Annotated in this window: 38 protein-coding genes; all 38 read left to right on the forward strand. The window is 48.1% G+C overall.

The genetic code is table 11. The annotated features are described in order from the left end of the window. Positions 1-63 precede the first annotated feature (63 nt). Positions 64-1254 (forward strand): elongation factor Tu, encoded by a 1191-nt coding sequence (gene tuf, locus PGL01S_RS24955; protein ID WP_127497486.1) that lies wholly within the window; start codon positions 64-66, stop codon positions 1252-1254. Positions 1255-1435: 181 nt separating this feature from the next. Beyond that, the gene (locus PGL01S_RS24960; protein WP_127497488.1) at positions 1436-2491 is read left to right on the forward strand and encodes an ABC transporter substrate-binding protein; all 1056 of its coding nucleotides are present in this window, start codon (positions 1436-1438) and stop codon (positions 2489-2491) included. Positions 2492-2561: 70 nt separating this feature from the next. After that, on the forward strand, positions 2562-3476 hold the full coding sequence (locus tag PGL01S_RS24965; RefSeq protein ID WP_127497490.1) for an ABC transporter permease: 915 nt from the start codon (positions 2562-2564) through the stop codon (positions 3474-3476). Beyond that, entirely contained in the window at positions 3476-4270 is a 795-nt protein-coding gene (locus PGL01S_RS24970) for an ABC transporter ATP-binding protein (protein ID WP_015847225.1), read from the forward strand. Before PGL01S_RS24965 ends, PGL01S_RS24970 begins: the two co-directional genes overlap by 1 nt. A gap of 386 nt (positions 4271-4656) precedes the next feature. After that, positions 4657-4965, forward strand: a complete 309-nt coding sequence (gene rpsJ / locus PGL01S_RS24975) for a 30S ribosomal protein S10 (RefSeq protein WP_005544556.1) — start codon at positions 4657-4659, stop codon at positions 4963-4965. A gap of 39 nt (positions 4966-5004) precedes the next feature. Continuing rightward, complete coding sequence (gene rplC / locus PGL01S_RS24980; protein WP_015847224.1) at positions 5005-5628, forward strand: 50S ribosomal protein L3; 624 nt, start codon at positions 5005-5007, stop codon at positions 5626-5628. Between the two features lie 27 nt (positions 5629-5655). Next, on the forward strand, positions 5656-6279 hold the full coding sequence (gene rplD, locus PGL01S_RS24985; RefSeq protein ID WP_015847223.1) for a 50S ribosomal protein L4: 624 nt from the start codon (positions 5656-5658) through the stop codon (positions 6277-6279). Next, a complete protein-coding gene (gene rplW, locus PGL01S_RS24990) occupies positions 6279-6572 on the forward strand; it encodes a 50S ribosomal protein L23 (protein WP_127497493.1) in 294 nt (97 codons plus the stop codon). The genes rplD and rplW overlap by 1 nt, the downstream gene beginning before the upstream one ends. Positions 6573-6589: 17 nt before the next feature. Further along, positions 6590-7420, forward strand: coding sequence for a 50S ribosomal protein L2 (rplB, locus tag PGL01S_RS24995; RefSeq protein WP_127497496.1), 831 nt, complete (start codon positions 6590-6592; stop codon positions 7418-7420). 66 nt (positions 7421-7486) lie between these two features. Beyond that, positions 7487-7765: a 30S ribosomal protein S19 gene (rpsS, locus tag PGL01S_RS25000; protein ID WP_127497498.1), complete on the forward strand. Its 279-nt coding sequence runs from the start codon at positions 7487-7489 to the stop codon at positions 7763-7765. Positions 7766-7807: 42 nt separating this feature from the next. Next, the gene (gene rplV / locus PGL01S_RS25005) at positions 7808-8143 is read left to right on the forward strand and encodes a 50S ribosomal protein L22 (protein WP_015847219.1); all 336 of its coding nucleotides are present in this window, start codon (positions 7808-7810) and stop codon (positions 8141-8143) included. Between the two features lie 13 nt (positions 8144-8156). Next, on the forward strand, positions 8157-8819 hold the full coding sequence (gene rpsC / locus PGL01S_RS25010; RefSeq protein WP_015847218.1) for a 30S ribosomal protein S3: 663 nt from the start codon (positions 8157-8159) through the stop codon (positions 8817-8819). Between the two features lie 2 nt (positions 8820-8821). Next, on the forward strand, positions 8822-9256 hold the full coding sequence (rplP, locus tag PGL01S_RS25015; protein ID WP_015847217.1) for a 50S ribosomal protein L16: 435 nt from the start codon (positions 8822-8824) through the stop codon (positions 9254-9256). Continuing rightward, positions 9246-9446, forward strand: coding sequence for a 50S ribosomal protein L29 (rpmC, locus tag PGL01S_RS25020; RefSeq protein WP_091190718.1), 201 nt, complete (start codon positions 9246-9248; stop codon positions 9444-9446). The genes rplP and rpmC overlap by 11 nt, the downstream gene beginning before the upstream one ends. A gap of 51 nt (positions 9447-9497) precedes the next feature. Beyond that, positions 9498-9761: a 30S ribosomal protein S17 gene (gene rpsQ / locus PGL01S_RS25025; protein WP_015847215.1), complete on the forward strand. Its 264-nt coding sequence runs from the start codon at positions 9498-9500 to the stop codon at positions 9759-9761. 48 nt (positions 9762-9809) lie between these two features. Further along, entirely contained in the window at positions 9810-10178 is a 369-nt protein-coding gene (gene rplN, locus PGL01S_RS25030) for a 50S ribosomal protein L14 (RefSeq protein ID WP_015847214.1), read from the forward strand. Between the two features lie 69 nt (positions 10179-10247). Beyond that, positions 10248-10601, forward strand: coding sequence for a 50S ribosomal protein L24 (gene rplX, locus PGL01S_RS25035; protein ID WP_015847213.1), 354 nt, complete (start codon positions 10248-10250; stop codon positions 10599-10601). 31 nt (positions 10602-10632) lie between these two features. Beyond that, positions 10633-11175 carry a 50S ribosomal protein L5 gene (gene rplE / locus PGL01S_RS25040; RefSeq protein ID WP_091190722.1) on the forward strand — a complete coding sequence of 181 codons (543 nt, stop codon included), beginning with the start codon at positions 10633-10635 and terminating at the stop codon, positions 11173-11175. A gap of 26 nt (positions 11176-11201) precedes the next feature. Continuing rightward, entirely contained in the window at positions 11202-11387 is a 186-nt protein-coding gene (locus tag PGL01S_RS25045) for a type Z 30S ribosomal protein S14 (protein WP_015847211.1), read from the forward strand. Positions 11388-11418: 31 nt separating this feature from the next. After that, the gene (gene rpsH / locus PGL01S_RS25050; RefSeq protein WP_015847210.1) at positions 11419-11817 is read left to right on the forward strand and encodes a 30S ribosomal protein S8; all 399 of its coding nucleotides are present in this window, start codon (positions 11419-11421) and stop codon (positions 11815-11817) included. A gap of 30 nt (positions 11818-11847) precedes the next feature. Next, positions 11848-12390, forward strand: coding sequence for a 50S ribosomal protein L6 (gene rplF, locus PGL01S_RS25055; RefSeq protein ID WP_127497500.1), 543 nt, complete (start codon positions 11848-11850; stop codon positions 12388-12390). A gap of 61 nt (positions 12391-12451) precedes the next feature. After that, positions 12452-12820 carry a 50S ribosomal protein L18 gene (gene rplR / locus PGL01S_RS25060; protein ID WP_127497502.1) on the forward strand — a complete coding sequence of 123 codons (369 nt, stop codon included), beginning with the start codon at positions 12452-12454 and terminating at the stop codon, positions 12818-12820. 30 nt (positions 12821-12850) lie between these two features. Further along, positions 12851-13348: a 30S ribosomal protein S5 gene (rpsE, locus tag PGL01S_RS25065; protein ID WP_015847207.1), complete on the forward strand. Its 498-nt coding sequence runs from the start codon at positions 12851-12853 to the stop codon at positions 13346-13348. Between the two features lie 13 nt (positions 13349-13361). Continuing rightward, the gene (gene rpmD, locus PGL01S_RS25070; RefSeq protein WP_015847206.1) at positions 13362-13541 is read left to right on the forward strand and encodes a 50S ribosomal protein L30; all 180 of its coding nucleotides are present in this window, start codon (positions 13362-13364) and stop codon (positions 13539-13541) included. 44 nt (positions 13542-13585) lie between these two features. Beyond that, entirely contained in the window at positions 13586-14026 is a 441-nt protein-coding gene (gene rplO / locus PGL01S_RS25075; RefSeq protein WP_127497504.1) for a 50S ribosomal protein L15, read from the forward strand. Then, complete coding sequence (gene secY / locus PGL01S_RS25080) at positions 14027-15328, forward strand: preprotein translocase subunit SecY (protein WP_127497507.1); 1302 nt, start codon at positions 14027-14029, stop codon at positions 15326-15328. Positions 15329-15417: 89 nt separating this feature from the next. Then, positions 15418-16068 (forward strand): adenylate kinase, encoded by a 651-nt coding sequence (locus PGL01S_RS25085; RefSeq protein WP_127497509.1) that lies wholly within the window; start codon positions 15418-15420, stop codon positions 16066-16068. Further along, the gene (gene map, locus PGL01S_RS25090; protein ID WP_127497512.1) at positions 16068-16826 is read left to right on the forward strand and encodes a type I methionyl aminopeptidase; all 759 of its coding nucleotides are present in this window, start codon (positions 16068-16070) and stop codon (positions 16824-16826) included. The genes PGL01S_RS25085 and map overlap by 1 nt, the downstream gene beginning before the upstream one ends. Before the next feature lie 6 nt (positions 16827-16832). Continuing rightward, on the forward strand, positions 16833-17114 hold the full coding sequence (locus tag PGL01S_RS25095) for a KOW domain-containing RNA-binding protein (RefSeq protein ID WP_127497514.1): 282 nt from the start codon (positions 16833-16835) through the stop codon (positions 17112-17114). A 2-nt stretch (positions 17115-17116) separates the two neighbouring features. Then, on the forward strand, positions 17117-17332 hold the full coding sequence (infA, locus tag PGL01S_RS25100; protein WP_015847200.1) for a translation initiation factor IF-1: 216 nt from the start codon (positions 17117-17119) through the stop codon (positions 17330-17332). 45 nt (positions 17333-17377) lie between these two features. After that, positions 17378-17491, forward strand: coding sequence for a 50S ribosomal protein L36 (rpmJ, locus tag PGL01S_RS25105; RefSeq protein WP_003333770.1), 114 nt, complete (start codon positions 17378-17380; stop codon positions 17489-17491). Positions 17492-17509: 18 nt separating this feature from the next. Next, entirely contained in the window at positions 17510-17878 is a 369-nt protein-coding gene (gene rpsM / locus PGL01S_RS25110) for a 30S ribosomal protein S13 (protein WP_015847199.1), read from the forward strand. A gap of 20 nt (positions 17879-17898) precedes the next feature. After that, positions 17899-18294: a 30S ribosomal protein S11 gene (rpsK, locus tag PGL01S_RS25115; RefSeq protein WP_015847198.1), complete on the forward strand. Its 396-nt coding sequence runs from the start codon at positions 17899-17901 to the stop codon at positions 18292-18294. 126 nt (positions 18295-18420) lie between these two features. Then, a complete protein-coding gene (locus tag PGL01S_RS25120) occupies positions 18421-19365 on the forward strand; it encodes a DNA-directed RNA polymerase subunit alpha (RefSeq protein ID WP_015847197.1) in 945 nt (314 codons plus the stop codon). A 48-nt stretch (positions 19366-19413) separates the two neighbouring features. Beyond that, on the forward strand, positions 19414-19779 hold the full coding sequence (gene rplQ / locus PGL01S_RS25125) for a 50S ribosomal protein L17 (protein ID WP_091190749.1): 366 nt from the start codon (positions 19414-19416) through the stop codon (positions 19777-19779). A 385-nt stretch (positions 19780-20164) separates the two neighbouring features. Then, positions 20165-20905, forward strand: a complete 741-nt coding sequence (truA, locus tag PGL01S_RS25130) for a tRNA pseudouridine(38-40) synthase TruA (protein WP_127497516.1) — start codon at positions 20165-20167, stop codon at positions 20903-20905. 202 nt (positions 20906-21107) lie between these two features. After that, positions 21108-21545 (forward strand): 50S ribosomal protein L13, encoded by a 438-nt coding sequence (gene rplM, locus PGL01S_RS25135; RefSeq protein ID WP_127497518.1) that lies wholly within the window; start codon positions 21108-21110, stop codon positions 21543-21545. An 18-nt stretch (positions 21546-21563) separates the two neighbouring features. Beyond that, positions 21564-21956, forward strand: coding sequence for a 30S ribosomal protein S9 (gene rpsI / locus PGL01S_RS25140; protein ID WP_127497520.1), 393 nt, complete (start codon positions 21564-21566; stop codon positions 21954-21956). Positions 21957-22034 lie beyond the last annotated feature (78 nt).

Genomic DNA, 22034 nt, shown 5'->3' on the forward strand with positions numbered 1-22034 from the left:
CTTAGGGCGTTTGTGTTTGGCCCACACATAAAACTTCAGTTATATTAAGGAGGATTAAGTTCAATGGCAAAGGCTAAATTTGAACGTAATAAACCGCACGTAAATATCGGTACTATCGGTCACGTCGACCATGGTAAAACTACTTTGACAGCTGCTATCACTACTGTACTTTCCAAAAAATACGGTGGCGCGGCAATCGCTTTCGACCAAATCGACAAAGCTCCAGAAGAGCGCGAGCGCGGTATCACGATCTCGACAGCTCACGTTGAGTATGAGACTCCTAACCGTCACTATGCTCACGTTGACTGCCCAGGTCACGCCGACTACGTTAAAAACATGATCACTGGTGCTGCTCAAATGGACGGCGCTATCCTGGTTGTATCCGCAGCTGACGGCCCTATGCCGCAAACTCGCGAGCACATCCTTCTGTCCCGCCAAGTAGGCGTACCTTACATCGTTGTATTCCTGAACAAATGCGACATGGTTGAAGACGAAGAGCTTCTTGAACTGGTTGAGATGGAAGTTCGCGACCTTCTTAACGAGTATGAGTTCCCAGGCGACGACACTCCAATCATCCGTGGTGCAGCTCGTGAAGCTCTGCAAAACCCAGATGGTCCTTGGGCTGACAAAATCGTTGAACTGTTCGAACAAGTTGACACTTACATCCCAACTCCTGAGCGCGACACAGCTAAGCCTTTCCTGATGCCTGTCGAGGACGTATTCACAATCACTGGCCGCGGTACAGTTGCTACTGGCCGTATCGACCGTGGTGTGGTTAAAGTCGGCGACGAGGTTGAAATCGTTGGTCTGGCTGAAGAAACTCGCAAATCCGTTGTTACGGGCGTAGAAATGTTCCGTAAACTGATGGATTCCGCTCAAGCGGGCGACAACATCGGCGCACTGCTTCGTGGTGTAGACCGTAAAGACATCGAGCGTGGTCAAGTACTGGCTAAACCGGCTTCGGTTAAACCACACACTAACTTCACAGCTCAAATCTACGTTCTGACTAAAGAAGAGGGTGGCCGTCATAAGCCTTTCTTCACTGGTTACCGTCCACAATTCTATTTCCGTACAACTGACGTAACAGGTATCATCAACCTGCCAGAAGGTACTGAAATGGTTATGCCTGGCGACAACATCACAGTTACTGTAGAACTGATCGCTCCAATCGCGGTTGAAGAAGGCACTCGTTTCTCCATCCGTGAAGGCGGCCGTACTGTAGGCGCTGGCGCTGTTGCAACTATCCAAAAATAATAAGGTACGGCATTAGCCGCTCTTATGAAACCCTCTGCCTCCGGCAGAGGGTTTTTTAATTTCCAGATAAAACCCACCATTGACGTATAACTTTACATGCCATTAGAATTAATGGATAGGCGTCTATCGACGTTATTCGAAGTATTCAGACAAATATCCAACTGGGAGGGGCAAACTAGAAATGAAAAAGAAATGGTTGGTACCGCTTGCTTTAGTACTTTTGCTCGTTACAGCAGCATGTGGGAACAGTGGTAAAAACAACGAGAACAGCAGCTCCGGCAACGCTGCAGACGCAGGTAACTCGGATGCGAAGAAATCGTACAAGATCTCAATCTCTCAGATCGTTGAGCATCCATCGCTTGACGCAACAAAAGAAGGTTTTCTTGCAGCTTTGAAGGATGCAGGTTTTGTCGAAGGGGAAAACTTAACGGTAGATTTTAATACAGCACAAGGCGATCAAACAAATAACTTGTCGATTGCGCAAAAGATCGCAGGCGCTAAGGCCGATCTGGCTCTTGGTATCGCAACTCCATCGGCGCAGGCGCTAGTACAAGCGTATTCGAATGCCGGCAACAAAGGCCCGGTATTGTTCGCGGCCGTAACGGATCCGCTGTCCGCTGATCTGGTTTCGGACCTCGATGCTCCGGGAGGCAACGTAACAGGCGCTTCCGATACGAATCCGGATGCAGCCGTACAACTGATGGATTTCATCGCGGCTAACTTCCCTAACGTGAAGAAGGTTGGCTTGGTTATTAACAAAGGCGAGAGCAATGCGGTTGTTATGGCCGCTACTGCTAAAGAAGCACTTGCTAAGCACAACATCGAACTGATTGAAGCACCGGTTACAAACACTTCCGAAGTAAAACAAGCCGGTGAGTCGCTTATCGGTAAAGTAGACGCCATGTACATCACGCTTGATAATGTTGTTGTATCCGGTGTAGACGCACTTCTGCAATTGGCAAAACAAAACCATATTCCGTTCTTCTCCAGTGACCGCGATACGGTTGAGAAAGGCGCTTTTGCTACTGTAGGCTTCAAATACTATGACCATGGCTACCAAGTAGGCCAAATGGCCGCTGAGATTCTGAAGGGTAAAAATCCGGGCGAGATGAAAGTAACGAAACCGGACAAGCTCGATCTGATTCTTAACCTGAAGGCAGCCGCTGATGAAGGCATTACCGTTACGGATGCAATGAAAGCCGGAGTTAAAGATCCGGATAACAACATCATTCAATAACAAGTTGAGAACGGGGTAAACGCTCCTTCGCGTTCATCCCGTTCTCTTATTATGTGGAGGAGGTGCCCCGGTGCCAGTATGGTTAAATGGTGCTTTTGAGCTAGGTTTGCTTTATTCCTTAATGGCTCTAGGCGTCTATATTACATTTCGCATCCTTGATTTTCCCGATCTCACGGTTGACGCAAGCTTCACAACCGGAGCAGGGGTAGCAGCAGTTCTGATTACGAACGGCACTTCGCCATGGCTAGCATGCCTTGCGGCATTTGGCGCCGGAGCTGCCGCAGGTGCAATTACGGGCTTGCTGCACACGAAAGGCAAAATCAACGGATTGTTATCAGGTATTTTGATGATGATCGCTCTCTATTCCGTTAATATGCGGATTATGGGCAAGCCGAACATCGGACTTATGGGGTCGGACATCTCGACTGTGTTCTCGGGAGTTAAGGTTCTTGTGCTTATGCCGATTGTCGTCGTTATTATTAAGCTTCTGCTCGATTTGTTCTTCAAGACGGATCTTGGTTTGAGTCTTCGCGCAACGGGTGATAACGAGCGTATGATCCGCAGCTTTGGCACTAATACGGATACAACTAAGATTATGGGCATTGCATTATCGAACGGTCTTGTTGCTTTGTCGGGTTCTTTTGTCGCTCAACAAAGCGGATTTGCGGATATTACGATGGGTGTCGGTATGATCGTTATCGGCCTCGCATCGGTTATTATCGGCGAAGCGCTGTTTGGCGCGAAAACCGTATTCCGTGCGACACTGGCTGTTGTGCTGGGCTCGATCGTTTATCGCATTATTATCGGTCTTGCTTATCAAAGCGATTTCTTCGAGGCATCCGATCTTAAATTGATTACGGCCGTTATCGTTATTATCGCGCTTGTCTTCCCGTCTTTACAGAAATCGTGGAAACAGAAGAGAATGGCCCAAAAACGCACAGCGGCTCTTTTGAATAGCGTTGAACAAAAAGGGGGCGGACGCTGATGCTTGAAATATCCAAAGTATCAAAGCTTTTTAACCCGGGGACATTAGATGAAAAGACGGCCCTTGTGAATACAAACCTGGCGATGAAGCCCGGAGACTTTATTACAGTTATCGGTAGTAACGGCGCCGGCAAGTCGACGCTGATGAACATCATCTCCGGCGTCATGAAGCCGGATACCGGCGAGGTCCGGATCGAGGGCAAAAATATTAGCAATCTGCCGGAGTTCCGAAGAAGCAAATGGATTGGCCGCGTATTCCAGGATCCGATGGCCGGTACTGCACCACGGATGTCTATTGAAGAGAATCTGGCGATGGCCTATACGCGCGGAAAGCAGCGTGGTTTCTCGCTTAGTATCAACCGTGGTCGCCGCGCTATTTTCCGGGAACAGCTTTCCCGTCTGGGTATTGGACTCGAGAATCGCTTAAGTGCCAAGGTGGGCCTTCTGTCCGGCGGTGAACGCCAGGCGCTGAGCCTTCTGATGGCTACTTTTACGAAACCGCAGATTCTTCTGCTCGATGAGCATACGGCAGCTCTTGACCCGGCTCGCGCGGAGCTTATCACAACGCTGACCGAGACGCTTGTGCGCGAAATGAACCTGACAACCTTGATGGTTACTCACAACATGGAACAGGCCATTCGTCTTGGCAACCGGCTCATCATGATGGATAAAGGCAGAATCATTCTCGAAGTCAATGAGGACCGGAAGAAAGATCTGACCGTAGAACGCCTGTTAGGCGAATTCGAGCAGATCAGCGGCAAAAAGATGGCCGACGACCGTGTCGTTCTTGGTTAATCCCTCTTATAAGAAACGCAATGGCGAATTTCGCTGTTGCGTTTCTTCTATTATATAGAAGCTATTTTCAGGTCAAAAATGGATTTGAGAGTTTCATCATAATCGTGTAATATAGGCGAAGTGGAAAACACGGTTCGTCCAGGCGGCGGACGCGGGAAAGTCGAACATAAATCGTTGTTGCGCCAAGCTGAGTAAAGATAGGAAAAGACATAACTTTTCCCTTGCATTTGCCCAGCTGTTTCGGTATAATATTGACTGTTGGTCTGTGACGTTGCGATGATGTGAGAGGTTGCCGACACACCCGGCCCCTTTGCCATGGGGCATGTGCCGGGTTTTCTCACGGAGTATGTCCGATAAGAAATTGGGCGATAGAAGGAGGGACTTATATGGCAAAGCAAAAGATTCGTATTCGCTTGAAAGCATACGATCACAGAATTCTTGATCAATCCGCTGAGAAAATCGTGGAAACAGCAAAACGTTCCGGTGCAGGCGTATCCGGGCCGATTCCGCTTCCTACGGAAAAGCAAATCATCACTATTCTCCGTGCGGTGCACAAGTACAAGGATTCCCGGGAGCAATTCGAAATGCGTACACATAAACGCTTGATCGATATTGTTAACCCAACGCCGCAAACGGTTGATGCGTTGATGCGCCTGGATTTACCATCCGGTGTAGATATCGAAATCAAACTGTAATAAGCATAGCTGATCATTGAAAGGAAAAGAGGTGTCAACATGAAAGGTATCTTAGGGAAAAAACTTGGTATGACGCAAGTGTTTACCGCTGAAGGTAACGTCGTTCCAGTAACGGTTATCGAGGCTGGTCCTTGTGTAGTTCTCCAGAAGAAAGATCAAGAGAACGATGGTTATGAAGCCGTACAATTCGGTTTCTCCGATAAGAAAGAAGCTAGAGCGATCAAGCCGGAAATCGGCCACGCAAAGAAAGCTAACACAGCTCCTAAGCGCTACGTTCGTGAAATTCGCGGTATCAACTTGGGCGAATATGAAGTTGGCCAAGAAGTTAAGGCTGATTTGTTCGCAGAGGGCGAGTTTGTTGACGTAACAGGTATTTCGAAAGGTAAAGGCTTTGCCGGCGTTATCAAACGTTGGGGACAAAGCACGGGCCCAATGGCTCACGGTTCCCGTTACCATCGTGGTCCTGGTTCCATGGGTTCGATTCAAGCGAACCGCGTACCAAAAGGCAAACACCTTCCTGGTCACATGGGTCATGAGACAGTTACGATCCAAAAACTCGAAATTATCCGTGTAGACGCTGAGCGTAATGTGATCCTTGTTAAAGGCTCCATTCCAGGTCCTAAAAACGGTTTCGTTAAAGTAAAACAAACAGTTAAGAACTAATTGCTTACAAGAAAGGAGGAACAAGAAATGCCTAAAGTTACAGTATTTAACGTGAGTGGCTCTGAAGTTGGTGAAATCGAATTGGCGGACAGCGTATTCGGTATCGAGCCTAACTCTCATGTACTGCATAGCGCTGTATTGCTTCAGCAAGCTGCTGAGCGTGCAGGTACGCACAAAACAAAAGGACGCTCCGAAGTACGTGGCGGCGGTCGTAAGCCTTGGAAACAAAAAGGTACTGGCCGTGCTCGTCAAGGTAGCATTCGTTCGCCACAATGGGTTGGCGGCGGTACAGTATTTGGACCGACTCCGCGCTCTTATGGCTTTAAACTTCCTAAGAAGGTTCGCCGTCTGGCGATTAAATCCGCATTGTCTTCGAAAGTGATCGCTAACGAGATCGTCGTTCTTGATCAATTGACATTCGCGGCTCCTAAAACGAAGGAATTCGCAGCAATCTTGAACAACCTGAAAGCTGATCGCAAAGCACTTGTTGTTTTGCCGGCTTATGATGACAATGTAGCATTGTCCGCTCGCAATATCCCAGGCGTGAAATTCGTCGCTGCTGACGGCATTAATGTTCTGGATGTATTGGTGCATGACAAGCTCATCATCACGAAAGAAGCGGTAGAGAAAGTACAGGAGGTGTTTGCATAATGAAAAATCCTCGCGATATTATCAAACGCCCTGTTATTACGGAGCGCACTAGCGACTTCATGGCGGTTAAACGCTACGTGTTCGAAGTTGACCTTCGTGCGAACAAAACCGAAATTAAAGATGCTATCGAGCAAATCTTTAAAGTAAAAGTAACGAGCGTTAATACAATGCGTGTTGCAGGTAAGCCGAAGCGTTACGGCAAGTACAACGGCTACCGTCCTGATTGGAAAAAAGCAATCGTTCAGCTGAGTGCTGACAGCAAAGAGCTTGAATTCTTTGAAACGTCTGTATAGAAAAGGAGGGAAACACAGTGCCAATCAAAAAGTATAAACCGACGTCCCCGGCTCGTCGTAACATGTCCGTTTCGACTTTTGAAGAGATCACAACAAGCACACCGGAGAAATCCTTGCTTGCTCCGCTTTTCAAAAAAGCTGGTCGTAATAACCAAGGTAAAATTACAGTTCGTCACCATGGCGGCGGACATAAACGTAAATACCGTATCATCGACTTCAAACGTACAAAAGATGGTGTTGTAGGTAAAGTTGCTTCGATCGAATACGATCCGAACCGTACTTCCAACATTGCTCTGATTAACTACGTTGATGGTGAGAAAGCTTACATCATCGCACCTAAAGGTCTGAAAGTCGGCGATCAAGTTGTTTCCGGTCCTGATGCTGACATCAAAATCGGTAACGCTTTGCCACTTATCAACATTCCAGTGGGTACAGTTATCCACAACATCGAACTGAAACCAGGCAAAGGCGGACAATTGGTTCGCGCGGCTGGTACAGAAGCTCAACTTCTTGGTAAAGAAGGCGACTATGTATCGATCCGTCTGTCCTCCGGCGAAGTTCGTCGTATCCTGAGCACTTGCCGTGCAACAATCGGTTCCGTTGGCAACGAAGATCACGAACTCGTGAAAATCGGTAAAGCCGGCCGTTCCCGTTGGATGGGCAAACGTCCTGAAGTTCGCGGCGTAGTAATGAACCCGAACGATCACCCACACGGTGGTGGTGAAGGCCGTGCTCCAATCGGTCGTAAATCCCCTATGTCTCCTTGGGGCAAACCGACTCTTGGTTACAAAACACGCAAGAAGAAAAAAGCATCGAGCCAATATATTATTCGTCGTCGTACGAAGTAATAATCGCTTGTTTGCAAGCAGCGTGACTGATGGTTGCGCTACGTTTCCGCGAAGGGAGGACTCCAAATGGGTCGCAGTTTGAAAAAAGGTCCGTTTATTGACGGCCACCTGCTCAAAAAGGTCGAGGAATTGAACGAAACGAACAAGAAAGTCGTTATCAAGACTTGGTCCCGTCGCTCGACAATTTTCCCACAATTCATCGGTCACACCATTGCAGTCTATGATGGCCGCAAGCATGTACCGGTTTATGTAACGGAAGATATGGTTGGACACAAGTTCGGTGAGTTTGCACCGACTCGTACCTACAAAGGCCATGACGATGACAAGAAAACAGGTAAGAGATAATCTGCCTGAATTATTTTTTAATGTATGAGAGGAGGTTCATCCATGCCAGAAGCTAAAGCGCACGCTAATTTCGTACGCATTGCTCCTCGTAAAGCACAGCTGGTTGCGGACTTGATCCGTGGCAAGCAAGTAGGTGAAGCGATCGCAATTTTGCGTCATACACCGAAATCTGCTTCCCCAATCCTGGAGAAGTTGCTGAACTCTGCTATTGCTAACGCTGAGCATAACTACCAATTGGACGTGAACAAACTGGTTATCACGCAAGCATTCGTGAACCAAGGTCCGACAATGAAACGTTTCCGCCCTCGTGCAATGGGACGCGCAAGCCGGATCAACAAAAGAACCAGCCACATCACATTGGTTGTATCTGAAAAATAAGGAGGGATAACGTGTGGGTCAAAAGGTAAATCCGGTCGGTCTTCGTATCGGGATTATCCGTGATTGGGAATCCAAATGGTACGCTGGCAAAGACTTCGGCGATCTTCTGTTGGAAGACGTGAAAATTCGTGAATACCTGAAGAACAAACTGAAGGATGCAGCAGTATCCCACATCGAGATCGAGCGCGCGGCTAACCGCGTTAACGTAACGATTAACACTGCTAAGCCAGGCATGGTTATCGGCAAAGGCGGTTCTGAAGTAGAAAGCCTTCGTACGGAGCTTGGCAAAATCACTAAAGGCAAAAAAGTTCACATTAACATTTCCGAAATCAAACAAGCAGATCTGGACGCTATTCTTGTAGCTGAAAGCATCGCGCAACAACTGGAGCGTCGTGTTTCTTTCCGTCGTGCTTTGAAACAAGCGATCCAACGTTCGATGCGTGCAGGCGCTAAAGGGATTAAGACTGCTGTCAGCGGTCGTCTCGGCGGTGCTGAAATTGCTCGTTCGGAAGGCTACAGCGAAGGTACAGTACCGCTTCATACACTGCGCGCAGACATCGACTACGGCACAGCTGAAGCACATACTACTTATGGCCGTATCGGCGTAAAAGTATGGATCTATCGCGGCGAAGTCCTTCCAGCTAAGAAGAAAGCTCCCCAGGAAGGAGGCAACTAATCATGTTGGTACCAAAACGTGTCAAACACCGTAAGCAACAACGCGGAAATATGAGAGGTCGCGCTAAAGGCGGCACTGAAGTAGCTTTCGGCGAATACGGCTTGCAAGCTCTTGAACCAACTTGGATCACGAACCGTCAAATCGAAGCGGCTCGTATCGCAATGACTCGTTATATCAAACGTGGCGGTAAAGTGTGGATTAAAATTTTCCCACATAAACCGATCACTCAAAAGCCTCTCGAAGTTCGGATGGGTAGCGGTAAAGGTAACGTTGAAAAATGGGTTGCAGTCGTGAAACCAGGCAAGATCATGTTCGAACTCGCTGGTGTTTCCGAAGAAGTCGCTCGTGAAGCGATGCGCCTCGCGTCCCACAAACTGCCGATCAAAACGAAGTTCGTGAAACGCGAAGAAGTAGGTGGTGAAGCAAATGAAAGCTAGTGAATTTCGCAACCTAACCTCTGCTGAGATTGAACAAAAAATCGCTGGTTTTAAAGAAGAGCTTTTCAACCTTCGTTTCCAACTGGCTACTGGCCAACTGGAAAGCCCGACACGTATTCGTGACGTGCGTAAGAATATCGCTCGCGCTAAAACCATTTTGCATGAAAGACAACTCGGTATCAGCAGCTAATATAGCTGTCCTTGACTTAGGGTTACCACGGTTTAAGGAAGGAGGAAGAACATGAGCGAACGTAATGCCCGCAAAGTTCAAATCGGTAAAGTCGTTAGCGATAAAATGGACAAAACAATCGTTGTTGCTGTTGAAACATACAAAAAACACGATTTGTACCATAAACGCATCAAATACACGAAAAAGTTCAAAGCGCATGATGAGAACAATCAAGCGAAAATTGGCGATATCGTGAAAATCATGGAGACTCGTCCACTTTCGAAAGACAAACGCTTCAGATTGGTAGAAGTTGTTGAAGTGGCAGTTGTCCTTTAAGATGTTATAATCAGTGAATGAGCATTTTCCCGGAAGGAGGACGTTGAGATGATTCAACCATTTACTCGTTTGCGTGTTGCTGACAACTCCGGAGCTAAAGAACTGATGTGTATTCGTGTTCTTGGCGGTACTGGCCGTCGCGTAGGCGCTATCGGTGACCTGATCGTGTGCTCTGTAAAACAAGCAACACCAGGCGGCGTTGTCAAAAAAGGTGACGTTGTTAAAGCTGTTATCGTTCGTACGAAGCGTGCAGTTCGTCGTAAAGACGGTTCTTACATCGCATTCGATGAGAACGCAGCTGTAATCGTTAAAGAAGATAAGAGCCCGCGCGGTACTCGTATTTTTGGACCTGTTGCCCGTGAGCTTCGCGATAAAGATTTCATGAAAATCGTATCGCTTGCACCAGAGGTTATCTAAGACCAATGCCCTGTGCATAACAGGGATCGCGATATAGCCTGAAAGCTTAGTGAGCAGGAGGTGTAATCAATGCCAAGACTGAAAAAGATTCTTGAATCGCACAACAACAAGCTTCACGTTAAAAAAGACGACACGGTTATCGTCATTTCCGGTAAGGACAAAGGCAAAAAAGGCCGTGTAATCGCTGCGTATCCGCGTGAAAACCGCGTGCTCGTAGAAGGCGTGAACTTTGTTAAAAAGCACACTCGTCCGTCCCAAGTGAATCCACAAGGCGGAATTATCGAGCAAGAAGCTCCAGTTCACGTTTCCAACGTGATGCACATTGATCCGAAGAGCGGTAAAGTTACTCGTATCGGATACAAAGTGCTGGACAACGGCAAAAAAGTCCGGTACGCAAAACGTTCCGGCGAAGTGATCGACTAATCGTTACTGTAGGAAAGGAGGTCCATAAATAATGGCAGCAAGATTGAAAGATAAATTTCTTAACGAAATTACGCCTGCATTGATGCAGAAGTTTAACTATACGACTGTAATGCAAGTGCCGAAGATCGAGAAGGTTGTCATCAACATGGGTGTTGGCGAAGCGGTTGCTAACTCCAAAGTGCTTGATGTCGCTGTCGACGAGCTTCGTCAAATCTCCGGTCAAAAGCCGGTTGTAACTCGTGCGAAGAAGTCCATCGCGGGCTTTAAACTTCGCGAGAACATGCCAATCGGGGTTAAAGTAACACTGCGCGGCGAGCGCATGTACTACTTCCTTGACAAGCTGTTCAACATCTCGCTTCCACGCGTACGTGACTTCCGCGGTGTATCGACGAAAGCATTCGACGGTCGCGGTAACTATACGCTTGGCCTGAAAGAGCAACTCATCTTCCCAGAGATCGAGTATGATAAAGTTGATAAAGTTCGTGGTATGGACATCGTCATCGTCACGACGGCTAAAACGGACGAAGAATCTCGTGAACTGCTTACCCAAATGGGCATGCCGTTCGCGAAGTAATCCACTTCTAGGAGGTGTAATACCAAGTGGCAAAAACTTCGATGAAAGTGAAGCAACAACGTACACCGAAATTTCAAGTGCGTGCCTATACGCGCTGTGAACGTTGCGGCCGTCCGCACTCTGTTTTGCAAAAGTTTAAAATTTGCCGGATTTGTTTCCGCGAATTAGCATACAAAGGCCAGATTCCTGGCGTTAAAAAAGCAAGCTGGTAATCAGCCTAGTTCGGGAAGGAGGTTAACACAAATGGTTATGTCTGATCCGATTGCAGATATGCTGACACGCATTCGTAATGCGAATGTTGTTCGTCACGAAACCGTGGAATTGCCCGCTTCGAAAGTTAAGAAGCAAATCGCAGAAATTCTGAAACGCGAGGGCTTCATCCGCGATGCTGAATATATCGAAGACAACAAACAAGGGATTATCCGTATTTTCTTGAAATACGGCCCTAACCAAGAGCGCGTTATCACTGGTCTGAAACGTATTTCTAAACCAGGTCTGCGCGTTTACACTAAATCGACTGAAATCCCACGCGTTTTGGGTGGTCTGGGAATTGCTATCATTTCCACATCCAAAGGGGTTATGACCGATAAAGAAGCACGCCAAGGCAAAGCAGGCGGCGAAGTCGTTTGCTACGTTTGGTAATTAATTAGTCACAAGATTGGAGGTGTAACAATGTCCCGTATTGGTCGCAAACCGATCACAGTACCAGCTGGCGTAAGCATCAGCCTGGACAACTCGGTTATTACTGTAAAAGGACCGAAAGGATCCCTTTCCCGTGAAATTCACAAGGATATGAAAGTGAACGTTGCGGAGAACGAGATCGTAATCGAACGTCCTTCCGATAATAAATTGCATCGTTCTTTGCACGGAACTACTCGCAGCGTCATCGCTAACATGGTGAGCGGCGTTACTGAAGGCTTCTCGAAAAACTTGGAGCTGGTAGGCGTAGGTTACCGTGCGAACAAAACTGGCGATAAGATCGTTCTTAACGTTGGTTATTCCCACCCAGTGGAGATTGCACCTGAAGCCGGTATTGAGTTCGAAGTTCCAGCGAACACGAAAATCACTGTTCGCGGTATCGACAAAGAGCGCGTAGGCGCTGTTGCTGCTCAAATCCGTTCCGTACGCGAACCAGAGCCTTACAAAGGTAAAGGTATCAAGTACGAAGGCGAACGCATCATCCGCAAAGAAGGTAAAGCTGGTAAGAAGAAATAAGCAGTCTGATTGGGCTGCTTAAAATAGCGGTATAAGGCAGAAGGAAAGGAGTGAACCTTGAATGATTACGAAAGGCGATAAAAACAAGGCTCGTCTGAAAAGACACTTGCGTGTTCGTAAAAAAATCAACGGAACGGTAGCTCGTCCACGTCTCTCGGTATTCCGTTCGGCGAAGCATATCTATGCTCAATTGATCGATGACGTACAAGGCGTAACGCTTGCATCCGCATCCACAGTGGATAAAGAACTGGCAGAAGCAATCGGCAATGGCGGCAGCGTTGAAGCAGCTCGCAAAGTTGGCGAATTGATCGCAAAACGCGCTCAAGCGAAAGGGGTATCCCAAATCGTATTTGACCGTGGTGGTTACTTGTATCATGGCAGAATTCAGGCGCTTGCTGAAGCAGCACGCGAAGCTGGTCTGGAATTCTAGTCGAATTTACTTATAAGGAGGTTAATCGACTTGCGTGTAGATCCAAATACGTTAGAACTGACTGAAAAAGTTGTCCACATCAACCGCGTTGCTAAAGTTGTTAAAGGCGGACGTCGTTTCAGCTTTAGTGCGCTCGTAGTTGTCGGCGACGGCAAAGGCTACGTAGGCGCAGGGATCGGTAAAGCGGGCGAAGTACCTGATGCGATTCGCAAAGGTATCGAAGACGCTAAGAAAAACCTGATCCACGTTCCACTCGTAGGAACAACAATTCCCCATCTTGTAGTTGGACATTTCGGTGCAGGTGAAGTTCTCCTGAAACCGGCATCCAAAGGTACAGGTGTTATCGCCGGCGGTCCTGTTCGTGCAGTACTCGAACTGGCTGGTGTAGGCGATATCCTGACGAAATCGCTTGGTTCTTCGAACTCCATGAACATGGTTAACGCAACGCTTGAAGGTCTTTCCCGCCTGAAGCGCGCGGAAGATGTTGCGAAGCTTCGTGGAAAAACTGTCGAAGAGCTGTTAGGTTAAGGAGGGGAATAGGATGGCAAAATTGCAAATCACCCTCGTTCGCAGTGTGATCGGCCGTAACGAAAAACAACGCGCGACTGTTGAATCCTTCGGTCTGAAGAAAATTCACCAATCCGTTGTTTTGAACGACAGCCCGGCTGTTCGCGGCATGATTAATGCTGTAAGCCACTTGATCAAAGTAGAAGAAGTTTAAGCAACTTGCTTGCTATAAGAAATAAATAAGGAGGTGCAAGAACGATGAAATTGCATGAACTCGCACCAGCACCAGGCTCCACGCAAGTGGCTAAGCGCAAAGGTCGCGGTATTGGCTCCGGTAACGGTAAAACTTCTGGTAAGGGTCATAAAGGTCAAAACGCTCGTTCCGGCGGCGGTGTACGCCCTGGTTTCGAGGGTGGCCAAAACCCATTGTACCGTCGTTTGCCGAAACGCGGTTTCAATAACCGTTTCCGCACTGAGTACGCTATCGTTAACATTGAAGAGCTGAACAAATTTGCAGCAGGTTCCGAAGTTACTCCAAAAGTTCTTCTTGAGCAAGGGATCATCAAAAATCCTTTGGCGGGCATTAAGATCTTGGGTAATGGCGAAGTTAAGGTTCAATTGACTGTAAAGGCAAACAAGTTCTCTCAATCTGCGGTAGAGAAAATCCAGGCTGCCGGCGGTAAAACCGAGGTGATCTAATTGTTTAACACCGTGTCCAACATTTGGAAAGTGGCGGATTTGCGCAAGCGGATCCTTTTCACCCTTTTCATACTGCTTGTTTATCGCATCGGAGCTTTTATTCCGGCGCCAGGCGTTGACAAAGATGTATTCAAACAGGTTGACCAATCCGGTGTAAATCTGTTCGGTTTGCTTAACACGTTCTCCGGCGGTGCGTTGTACCACTTCTCCATTTTCGCGATTGGTATCGCGCCATACATTACGGCTTCGATCATCGTACAGCTGTTATCGATGGACGTTATCCCTAAATTCGCGGAATGGGCAAAGGAAGGCGAGAACGGGAAGAAAAAGCTCGCGCAGATTACACGTTACGGCACGGTAATCCTTGGTTTATTGCAAGGTTTTGCAACAGCAATCGGCTTCAATCGTCAATACAGCTATAAGATGGTTCCAAATGCGACATTTGTCGACTACTTGCTCATCGCTCTCGTTCTGACAGCGGGCGTATCATTCCTGATGTGGCTTGGCGAACAAATTACGGAGCGCGGTATCGGTAACGGTATCTCGATTCTGATCTTTGCCGCCATCGCAGCAAGCATTCCGCAACATATTCGTACGATCTACTCGACAGAATTTGCATCGCAAGATGGCAATCTGTTCTGGAGCATTGGCAAAGTTGTTCTGATCGCAGTGGCGATTGTACTGATTATTGTAGGGGTAATCTTCGTACAACAAGGTATCCGTAAGATTCCGGTTCAATACGCTAAACGCGTAGTTGGTCGGAAGATGTATGGCGGTCAATCGACTCACATACCAATGAAAGTGAACGGCGCAGGTGTTATTCCGGTCATTTTCGCAATCTCGTTATTGATGTTCCCGGCAACAATCGCTCAGTTCTGGTCTGGTGCCGCTTGGGCAGATTGGATCATGCATAACCTGACGTACACGCAGCCGCTTGGCATGGTACTGTATGTTCTGCTGATTATCGGGTTCACGTTCTTCTATACATTCGTACAGATCAATCCGGTTCAAATGGCGGATCAGATGAAGAAGAATGGCGGTTACATCCCGGGCATTCGTCCTGGTAAACCAACATCCTCTTATTTGACTCGCGTATTGTCGCGGATTACGCTGACGGGTGCGATTTTCCTGGCCGTTATCTCCTTGTTGCCAGTAGTATTCGGCGAAATCGCCGGATTGCCTGCTTCGGTAAGACTTGGCGGTACCTCGCTTCTTATCGTTATCGGTGTTGCGCTTGATACGATGAAGCAAATCGAGAGCCAGTTGATAAAACGCCATTACAAAGGGTTTATCAATAAATAACAATAGGTTCCGACCGGGATTCCGTAACGTCGCAGGTGCGATGGACGGAACCCGCACGAGCCTATTGTGCTTAAAGCGAGGAAGAATGAATGAACATTTTATTCATGGGTCCTCCGGGGGCCGGTAAAGGTACGCAGGCAGAACGTATCGTTGGAGAGTTCGGTATTCCGCACATCTCGACAGGCGATGCATTCCGTCTTGCGATGAAACAGGGGACTCCGCTCGGTCTTAAAGCGAAAGAGTATGTCGATCAAGGCAAACTCGTTCCCGATGAGATCACGAACGGTATTGTCAAAGAACGTCTTGCTCAAGACGATTGCAATAAAGGTTTCTTGCTTGACGGTTTTCCGCGTACGCTGCAGCAAGCCGAAGCGCTTGATGTTATGCTTGCCGAATTGAACCTCAGCATTGACCATGTTGTTAATTTGAAAGTTGACCGCGGCTTGCTGCTTGCCCGTCTGACTGGCAGACGCATTTGTAAAGCCTGCGGCTCGACATACCATGTAATGTTCAACCCACCGAAACAAGAAGGCGTCTGCGACAAATGCGGCGGCGAATTGTACCAACGGTCGGATGACACGGAAGAGAAAGTCGGAACGCGTCTTGACGAGTATATCTCGAAAACCGCGCCGCTTCTTGACTACTACAACGGTAAAGGTCTACTTCGCGAAGTCGACGGCGAGAAGGAAATCGATACGGTTACGGCCGAGATTGTTTCCTGCTTGCGAGGTTCATTGTAATGATCATTTGCAAATCCGATTCGGAGCTGCGATATATGAGGGAAGCCGGCCGCATTGTAGCGGAAACGCACCGGATTATGGCTGAAGCGGTAAAGCCCGGGGTTACGACCCAGGAGCTCGATCAGCTGGCCGAGGCGTACATCCGCAGCCAAGGCGCTGAGCCATCCTTCAAAGGTTACAATGGTTTTCCTGCCAGCATTTGCGCTTCTGTAAATGACGAGCTGGTACACGGTTTTCCCGGACCTCGTAAGTTGAACGAAGGCGATATTATAAGCATCGACATTGGAGCGCAATACAAAGGCTATCACGGCGACTCGGCCTGGACTTATCCGGTCGGCAACGTATCGGATGAAGTCAAGCGGTTGCTTGAGGTGACGGAAGAGTCTCTGTACGCAGGGATTAATCTGGTCCGCCCAGATGTTCGTTTATTTACAATATCGCATGCGGTTCAACAGGTTGCCGAAGCGGCGGGCTTTTCGATTGTACGGGAATTTGTCGGACACGGTATTGGCAAGGACCTCCATGAGGAACCGCAAATTCCGAATTACGGCATTCCGGATCGCGGGCCGCGTCTTAAGCCAGGAATGGTGCTTTGCATCGAACCTATGGTCAACATCGGCGAACGTTACGTTCGCACGCTTGAAGACAATTGGACGGTCGTAACGGAAGACGGCTCTTGGTGCGCTCACTTCGAGCACACGGTTGCCGTAACGGAGGACGGATTCGAAATTTTGACGAAACTACCGAAGTCGGTGTAATCTGTTATGGATAAGCAACCGAAAATCGGTCAAATCGTTAAGGTGCTTCGGGGCAAAGATGAGAACAGCTATGCTGTTATTATTGAAATTGTTGACGAACGCTTCGTACTGATCGTCGATGGCGATAAGCGCAGGTTTGATCAACCGAAGAAAAAGAACGTTCTGCATCTCGAGTTACAACCCGCTATAAGCAGCGAAGTTACAAGCAGCTTGCTTGAAACGGGCAGGGTGACCAATGCCAAGTTACGTTATGTGATTCAGAAGTACGCACATGCGAAAGGAGAATGACGGTGGCTAAGGAAGACGTCATTGAGGTCGAAGGTACGGTAATCGAACCGCTGCCGAATGCCATGTTCAAGGTGGAGCTGGAGAACGGTCATCAAATTCTCGCACATGTTTCCGGTAAACTCAGAATGCACTTCATCCGTATTCTGACTGGGGACAAAGTGGTTATACAGTTATCGCCTTATGATTTATCAAGAGGGCGCATCACCTATCGGAAGTAGGCCGCCTCGCGGTTTGCTCTCGAAGGATTCGGGAGGTAATTCACAATGAAGGTTAGACCTTCGGTAAAGCCGATTTGCGAAAAATGCAAAGTCATTCGTCGTAAAGGCAACGTTATGGTAATTTGTGAAAATCCGAAACACAAACAAAAACAAGGATAAAAGGAGGGACAATGGCTTATGGCACGTATTGCTGGTGTAGATATTCCGCGTGATAAACGCGTTGAAATCGCCCTGACGTACATTTTCGGTATTGGCAAAACAACTTCGCAAAAGATTCTGGCTTCTACTGGCGTGAACCCTGATACTCGCGTTCGCGATCTGACAGAAGACGAACTTGCTAAATTGCGCGAAGCAATTGACAAATCCGTTAAAGTGGAAGGCGACCTTCGTCGTGAGATTTCGCTTAACATTAAACGTCTGATTGAGATCGGCTGCTACCGTGGCGTTCGTCATCGTCGTGGCTTGCCTGTTCGCGGTCAACGTACGAAAACAAATGCGCGTACGCGTAAAGGTCCTCGTCGGACTGTAGCTAACAAGAAGAAATAATAAAGGGGTGAAATAGGGCAATGGCTAAACCTAAAAAAGTCGTTCGTACAAAACGTCGTGACCGGAAAAATATTGAGTCGGGCGTAGCACACATCCGTTCGACATTCAATAACACGATCGTAACGATCACTGACCCTCATGGCAACGCAATCTCTTGGGCAAGCTCCGGTAACCTGGGCTTCAAGGGTTCGCGTAAATCCACGCCTTTCGCAGCGCAAATGGCAGCTGAAGCAGCAGCTAAAGCAGCGATGGAGCATGGCATGAAAGCTGTTGAGGTTATGGTTAAAGGTCCTGGCGCAGGCCGCGAAGCAGCGATTCGTTCGCTTCAAGCAGCTGGTCTGGAAGTTAACCTGATTAAAGACGTAACGCCAGTTCCTCACAACGGATGCCGTCCGCCGAAACGTCGTCGCGTATAGTTGGATCCGCTGTGGTATCAAATAACAACAACTTGTGAATAATGGTTGTGAAGGTTTGGCATACTACGAGGTTTGACTAAACAATACGAATGGTAACGGAGCGACGTTTGAAGGAGGGTACTATTAGTGATTGAGATCGAAAAGCCGAAAATCGAGACCGTAGATTTGAATGAGGATGGAACATACGGGCGTTTCGTAGTAGAACCGCTCGAGCGTGGATATGGCACGACGCTTGGAAATTCGCTTCGCCGAATTTTGTTGTCATCGCTGCCAGGTGCGGCAGTAACATCTGTTCAGATCGACGGAGTGCTTCACGAGTTCTCTACGGTTCCTGGGGTGATCGAGGACGTAACTGAGATCATTCTGAACTTGAAAGGCCTCTCGTTGAAAATCCACTCCGATGAAGAAAAGGTGTTGGAAATCGACGCTGAAGGCGAAGGAATCGTTACGGCAGGGGACATTCGAGCTGACAGCGATGTCGAGATTTTGAACCCTGATCTTCACATCGCAACCTTGGCCTCCGGCGCGCGGCTCCATTTGCGAATTTTTGCCAATCGCGGACGTGGTTACGTCCAAGCGGACCGTAACAAACGGGACGATCAACCGATTGGGGTTATTCCCGTTGATTCGATTTACACGCCAATTACCCGTGTCAATTACAGCGTTGAAAATACCCGCGTTGGTCAAGTAACCAACTACGACAAGCTTACGCTTGAAGTATGGACTGACGGCAGTATTAGACCGGAAGAGGCTGTAAGCCTTGGCGCTAAAATTTTGACAGAGCATTTGGACCTGTTCGTCGGATTGACCGATGAAGCCAAAGACGCGGAAATCATGGTCGAGAAGGAAGAGGACAAGAAAGAGAAAGTTCTGGAGATGACAATCGAAGAACTGGATCTGTCTGTTCGTTCCTACAACTGCTTGAAACGTGCAGGCATTAACACGGTTCAAGAGCTGATCACGAAATCCGAAGAGGACATGATGAAGGTTCGTAACCTGGGCCGTAAATCCCTCGAGGAAGTTCAAGAGAAGCTGGAAGAGCTGGGTCTTGGCCTGCGCATGGAAGAGTAGAAGCTTGAACATCTAGAACAGACTATAGGCAAGGGAGGGGAAAACAAAATGGCATATCAAAAATTGGGCCGTGACGCTAGCGCGCGGAAAGCATTGTTCCGTGACCTCGTTACTGACCTGTTCCTGTATGAGCGCATTCAAACAACAGAAGCTAAAGCGAAAGAGGTTCGTTCTATCGCTGAAAAGCTGATCACGAAAGCGAAAAAAGGTGACTTGCACGCTCGTCGTCAAGTAGCTGCATACGTTCGTCGTGAAACTGTTGATGGAGAGCAAGATGCAATCCAAAAGCTGTTCTCCGAGCTGGCCACCCGTTACTCGGAACGTGCGGGCGGATACACACGGATTTTGAAACTGGGACCTCGCCGTGGCGACGCTGCGCCTATGGTGTACCTGGAACTGGTTGACCGTGCGTAACACAAGCGTAATCAGCTCGCCGCTCTAAGCGGTTGAGCTACGTTTCGCGGTGAGAAAGGGTGGACCCTTGAGGCCACCTTTTTTTATTGCCTGTAGTGAAAAGGGCTATGGGGGTGTCGAGTGTGCTGCATGAAAGGTTTGTCCTCCGATCGCTGTTGTTCACAGATTTCTTCATTACAATACGCTTAAGCGGTTGAAATCTGTGAACAAAGGCGAACGCTACGCTTCTCCGGACAAAACCTTTCATTCCGCACACGACTACCACGATAGCAAACCTTTTCAAACAGGCAAGAAAAAAGAGAGGCCGAAAAGGGTCCACCCTTTTGAATTAAGGGGATTGAATGTTAATTACGTGTGTTGTTAACAGATGGGGAAGTGATGAAGGATGAGGAATATAGCAGCGACGGTAAGCTACGACGGGACGGACTTTAACGGGTTTCAGTCTCAGCCGTACGGTCGGACCATCCAGCAGGAAATCGAACTGGCAATCAAGAAGCTGACCGGCGAGGATATTATTATTCTCGGATCGGGCAGAACGGACGCAGGCGTGCATGCCACGGGACAAGTGTTCAACTTTCTGACGGAATCCACGATTCCGGCAGAACGTTGGGCTATTGCCCTGAATACGCGCCTGCCGAAGGATATCGTCATTCTCGAAGCGCATGAAGTGCCGGAAGCTTTTCACTCCCGGCGTTCCGCGAAGCGGAAGACGTATCGCTACACGATTGACATGGGGAAGTTTCCGGATGTGTTCTATCGCCGTTATGCGTTTCATCATCCTACACCGCTTAATGTTGAAGCCATGCAGAAGGGACTTAGCTTCCTTGTGGGGGAACATGACTTTACTTCATTTACGTCCATACACTCGACTAAGCCGCATCATGTTCGGACTATCTACGAGGCTTATCTCGAGCGTGAAGGGCAAATGCTCCATATGTATATGACAGGTAACGGATTTCTCTATAACATGATCAGAATCGTGATGGGCACGCTGCTTCAAGTCGGCCACGGCAAGCTGAAGCCGGAAGATATGGCGCGCATATTGGAAGGCCGCAAGCGGTCTCTTGCCGGCCCTACAGCGATGCCTCACGGTCTGATGCTGATGAAGGTTGAATACCCGGAATAAAAGCGAATTAACAATTAATAACTTCTTGATTTAGGCCATTATTTATAGTAGAATATAACTTGTGCTTTCTTAGTGGCTATCCCACAGCCCCGACTAAGACTGACACAAACTTGGCATGCAACACCCGATTCAACTAACTGTAAAAAACGTGAAACGTTGTTTAATAAAACTTTAACTGTAATGGAAATAAGGAGGATCATCCATGCGTACTACGTATATGGCTAAGCCTAATGAAGTTGAGCGTAAATGGCACATCATCGATGCTGCTGGCAAAACGCTTGGCCGTCTGGCTACTGAAGCTGCTAGCCTGATCCGCGGCAAGCACAAACCGCAATTTACTCCTCACGTTGATACTGGTGACTTCGTTATCGTAATCAACGCTGAAAAAATCGTTCTGACTGGCAAGAAAATGCAAAACAAAATGTACTATCGTCACTCGGGCTACTCTGGCGGTTTGAAAGTAACGCCAGCTCACGAAATGATCGCTAAAAAAGCTGACCGCGCTATCGAATTGGCTGTTCACGGCATGTTGCCAAAAACTCGCCAAGGTAACGCAATGAAGCTTAGACTTAAAGCATACGCTGGTTCGGAGCATCCGCATCAAGCACAAAATCCAGAAGTTTACGAACTTCGCGGCTAATAAGGGGAGGACAGTTTCATGGCACAAGTACAATACTATGGAACCGGTCGTCGTAAACACTCTGTTGCACGTGTACGTCTGGTGCCAGGTGAAGGACGAATCATTGTTAACAAACGCGACCTGAACGAATACTTTGGTCTGGAAACATTAAAGCTGATCGTTAAGCAGCCATTGGTTCTGACTGAAACTTTGAATAACTACGACGTTATCGTTATCGCTAACGGCGGCGGTATGGCTGGTCAAGCTGGCGCTATCCGCCACGGTATCTCCCGTGCTCTGCTTAAAGCAGACCCTGAGTTCCGTCCAGCTCTGAAACGTGCTGGCTTCCTGACTCGTGACCCACGTATGAAAGAACGTAAAAAATACGGTCTTAAAGCGGCTCGTCGCGCGCCACAGTTCTCGAAACGTTAATATCGAAACCAAACACCTTCTCTGCTTGCAGAGAAGGTGTTTTTTTGTTTTTGCAAAAGAGTGCATGTTCATACGGAT

The sequence above is a fragment of the Paenibacillus glycanilyticus NBRC 16618 genome (assembly GCF_004000805.1).
Lineage (GTDB): Bacteria > Bacillota > Bacilli > Paenibacillales > Paenibacillaceae > Pristimantibacillus > Pristimantibacillus glycanilyticus.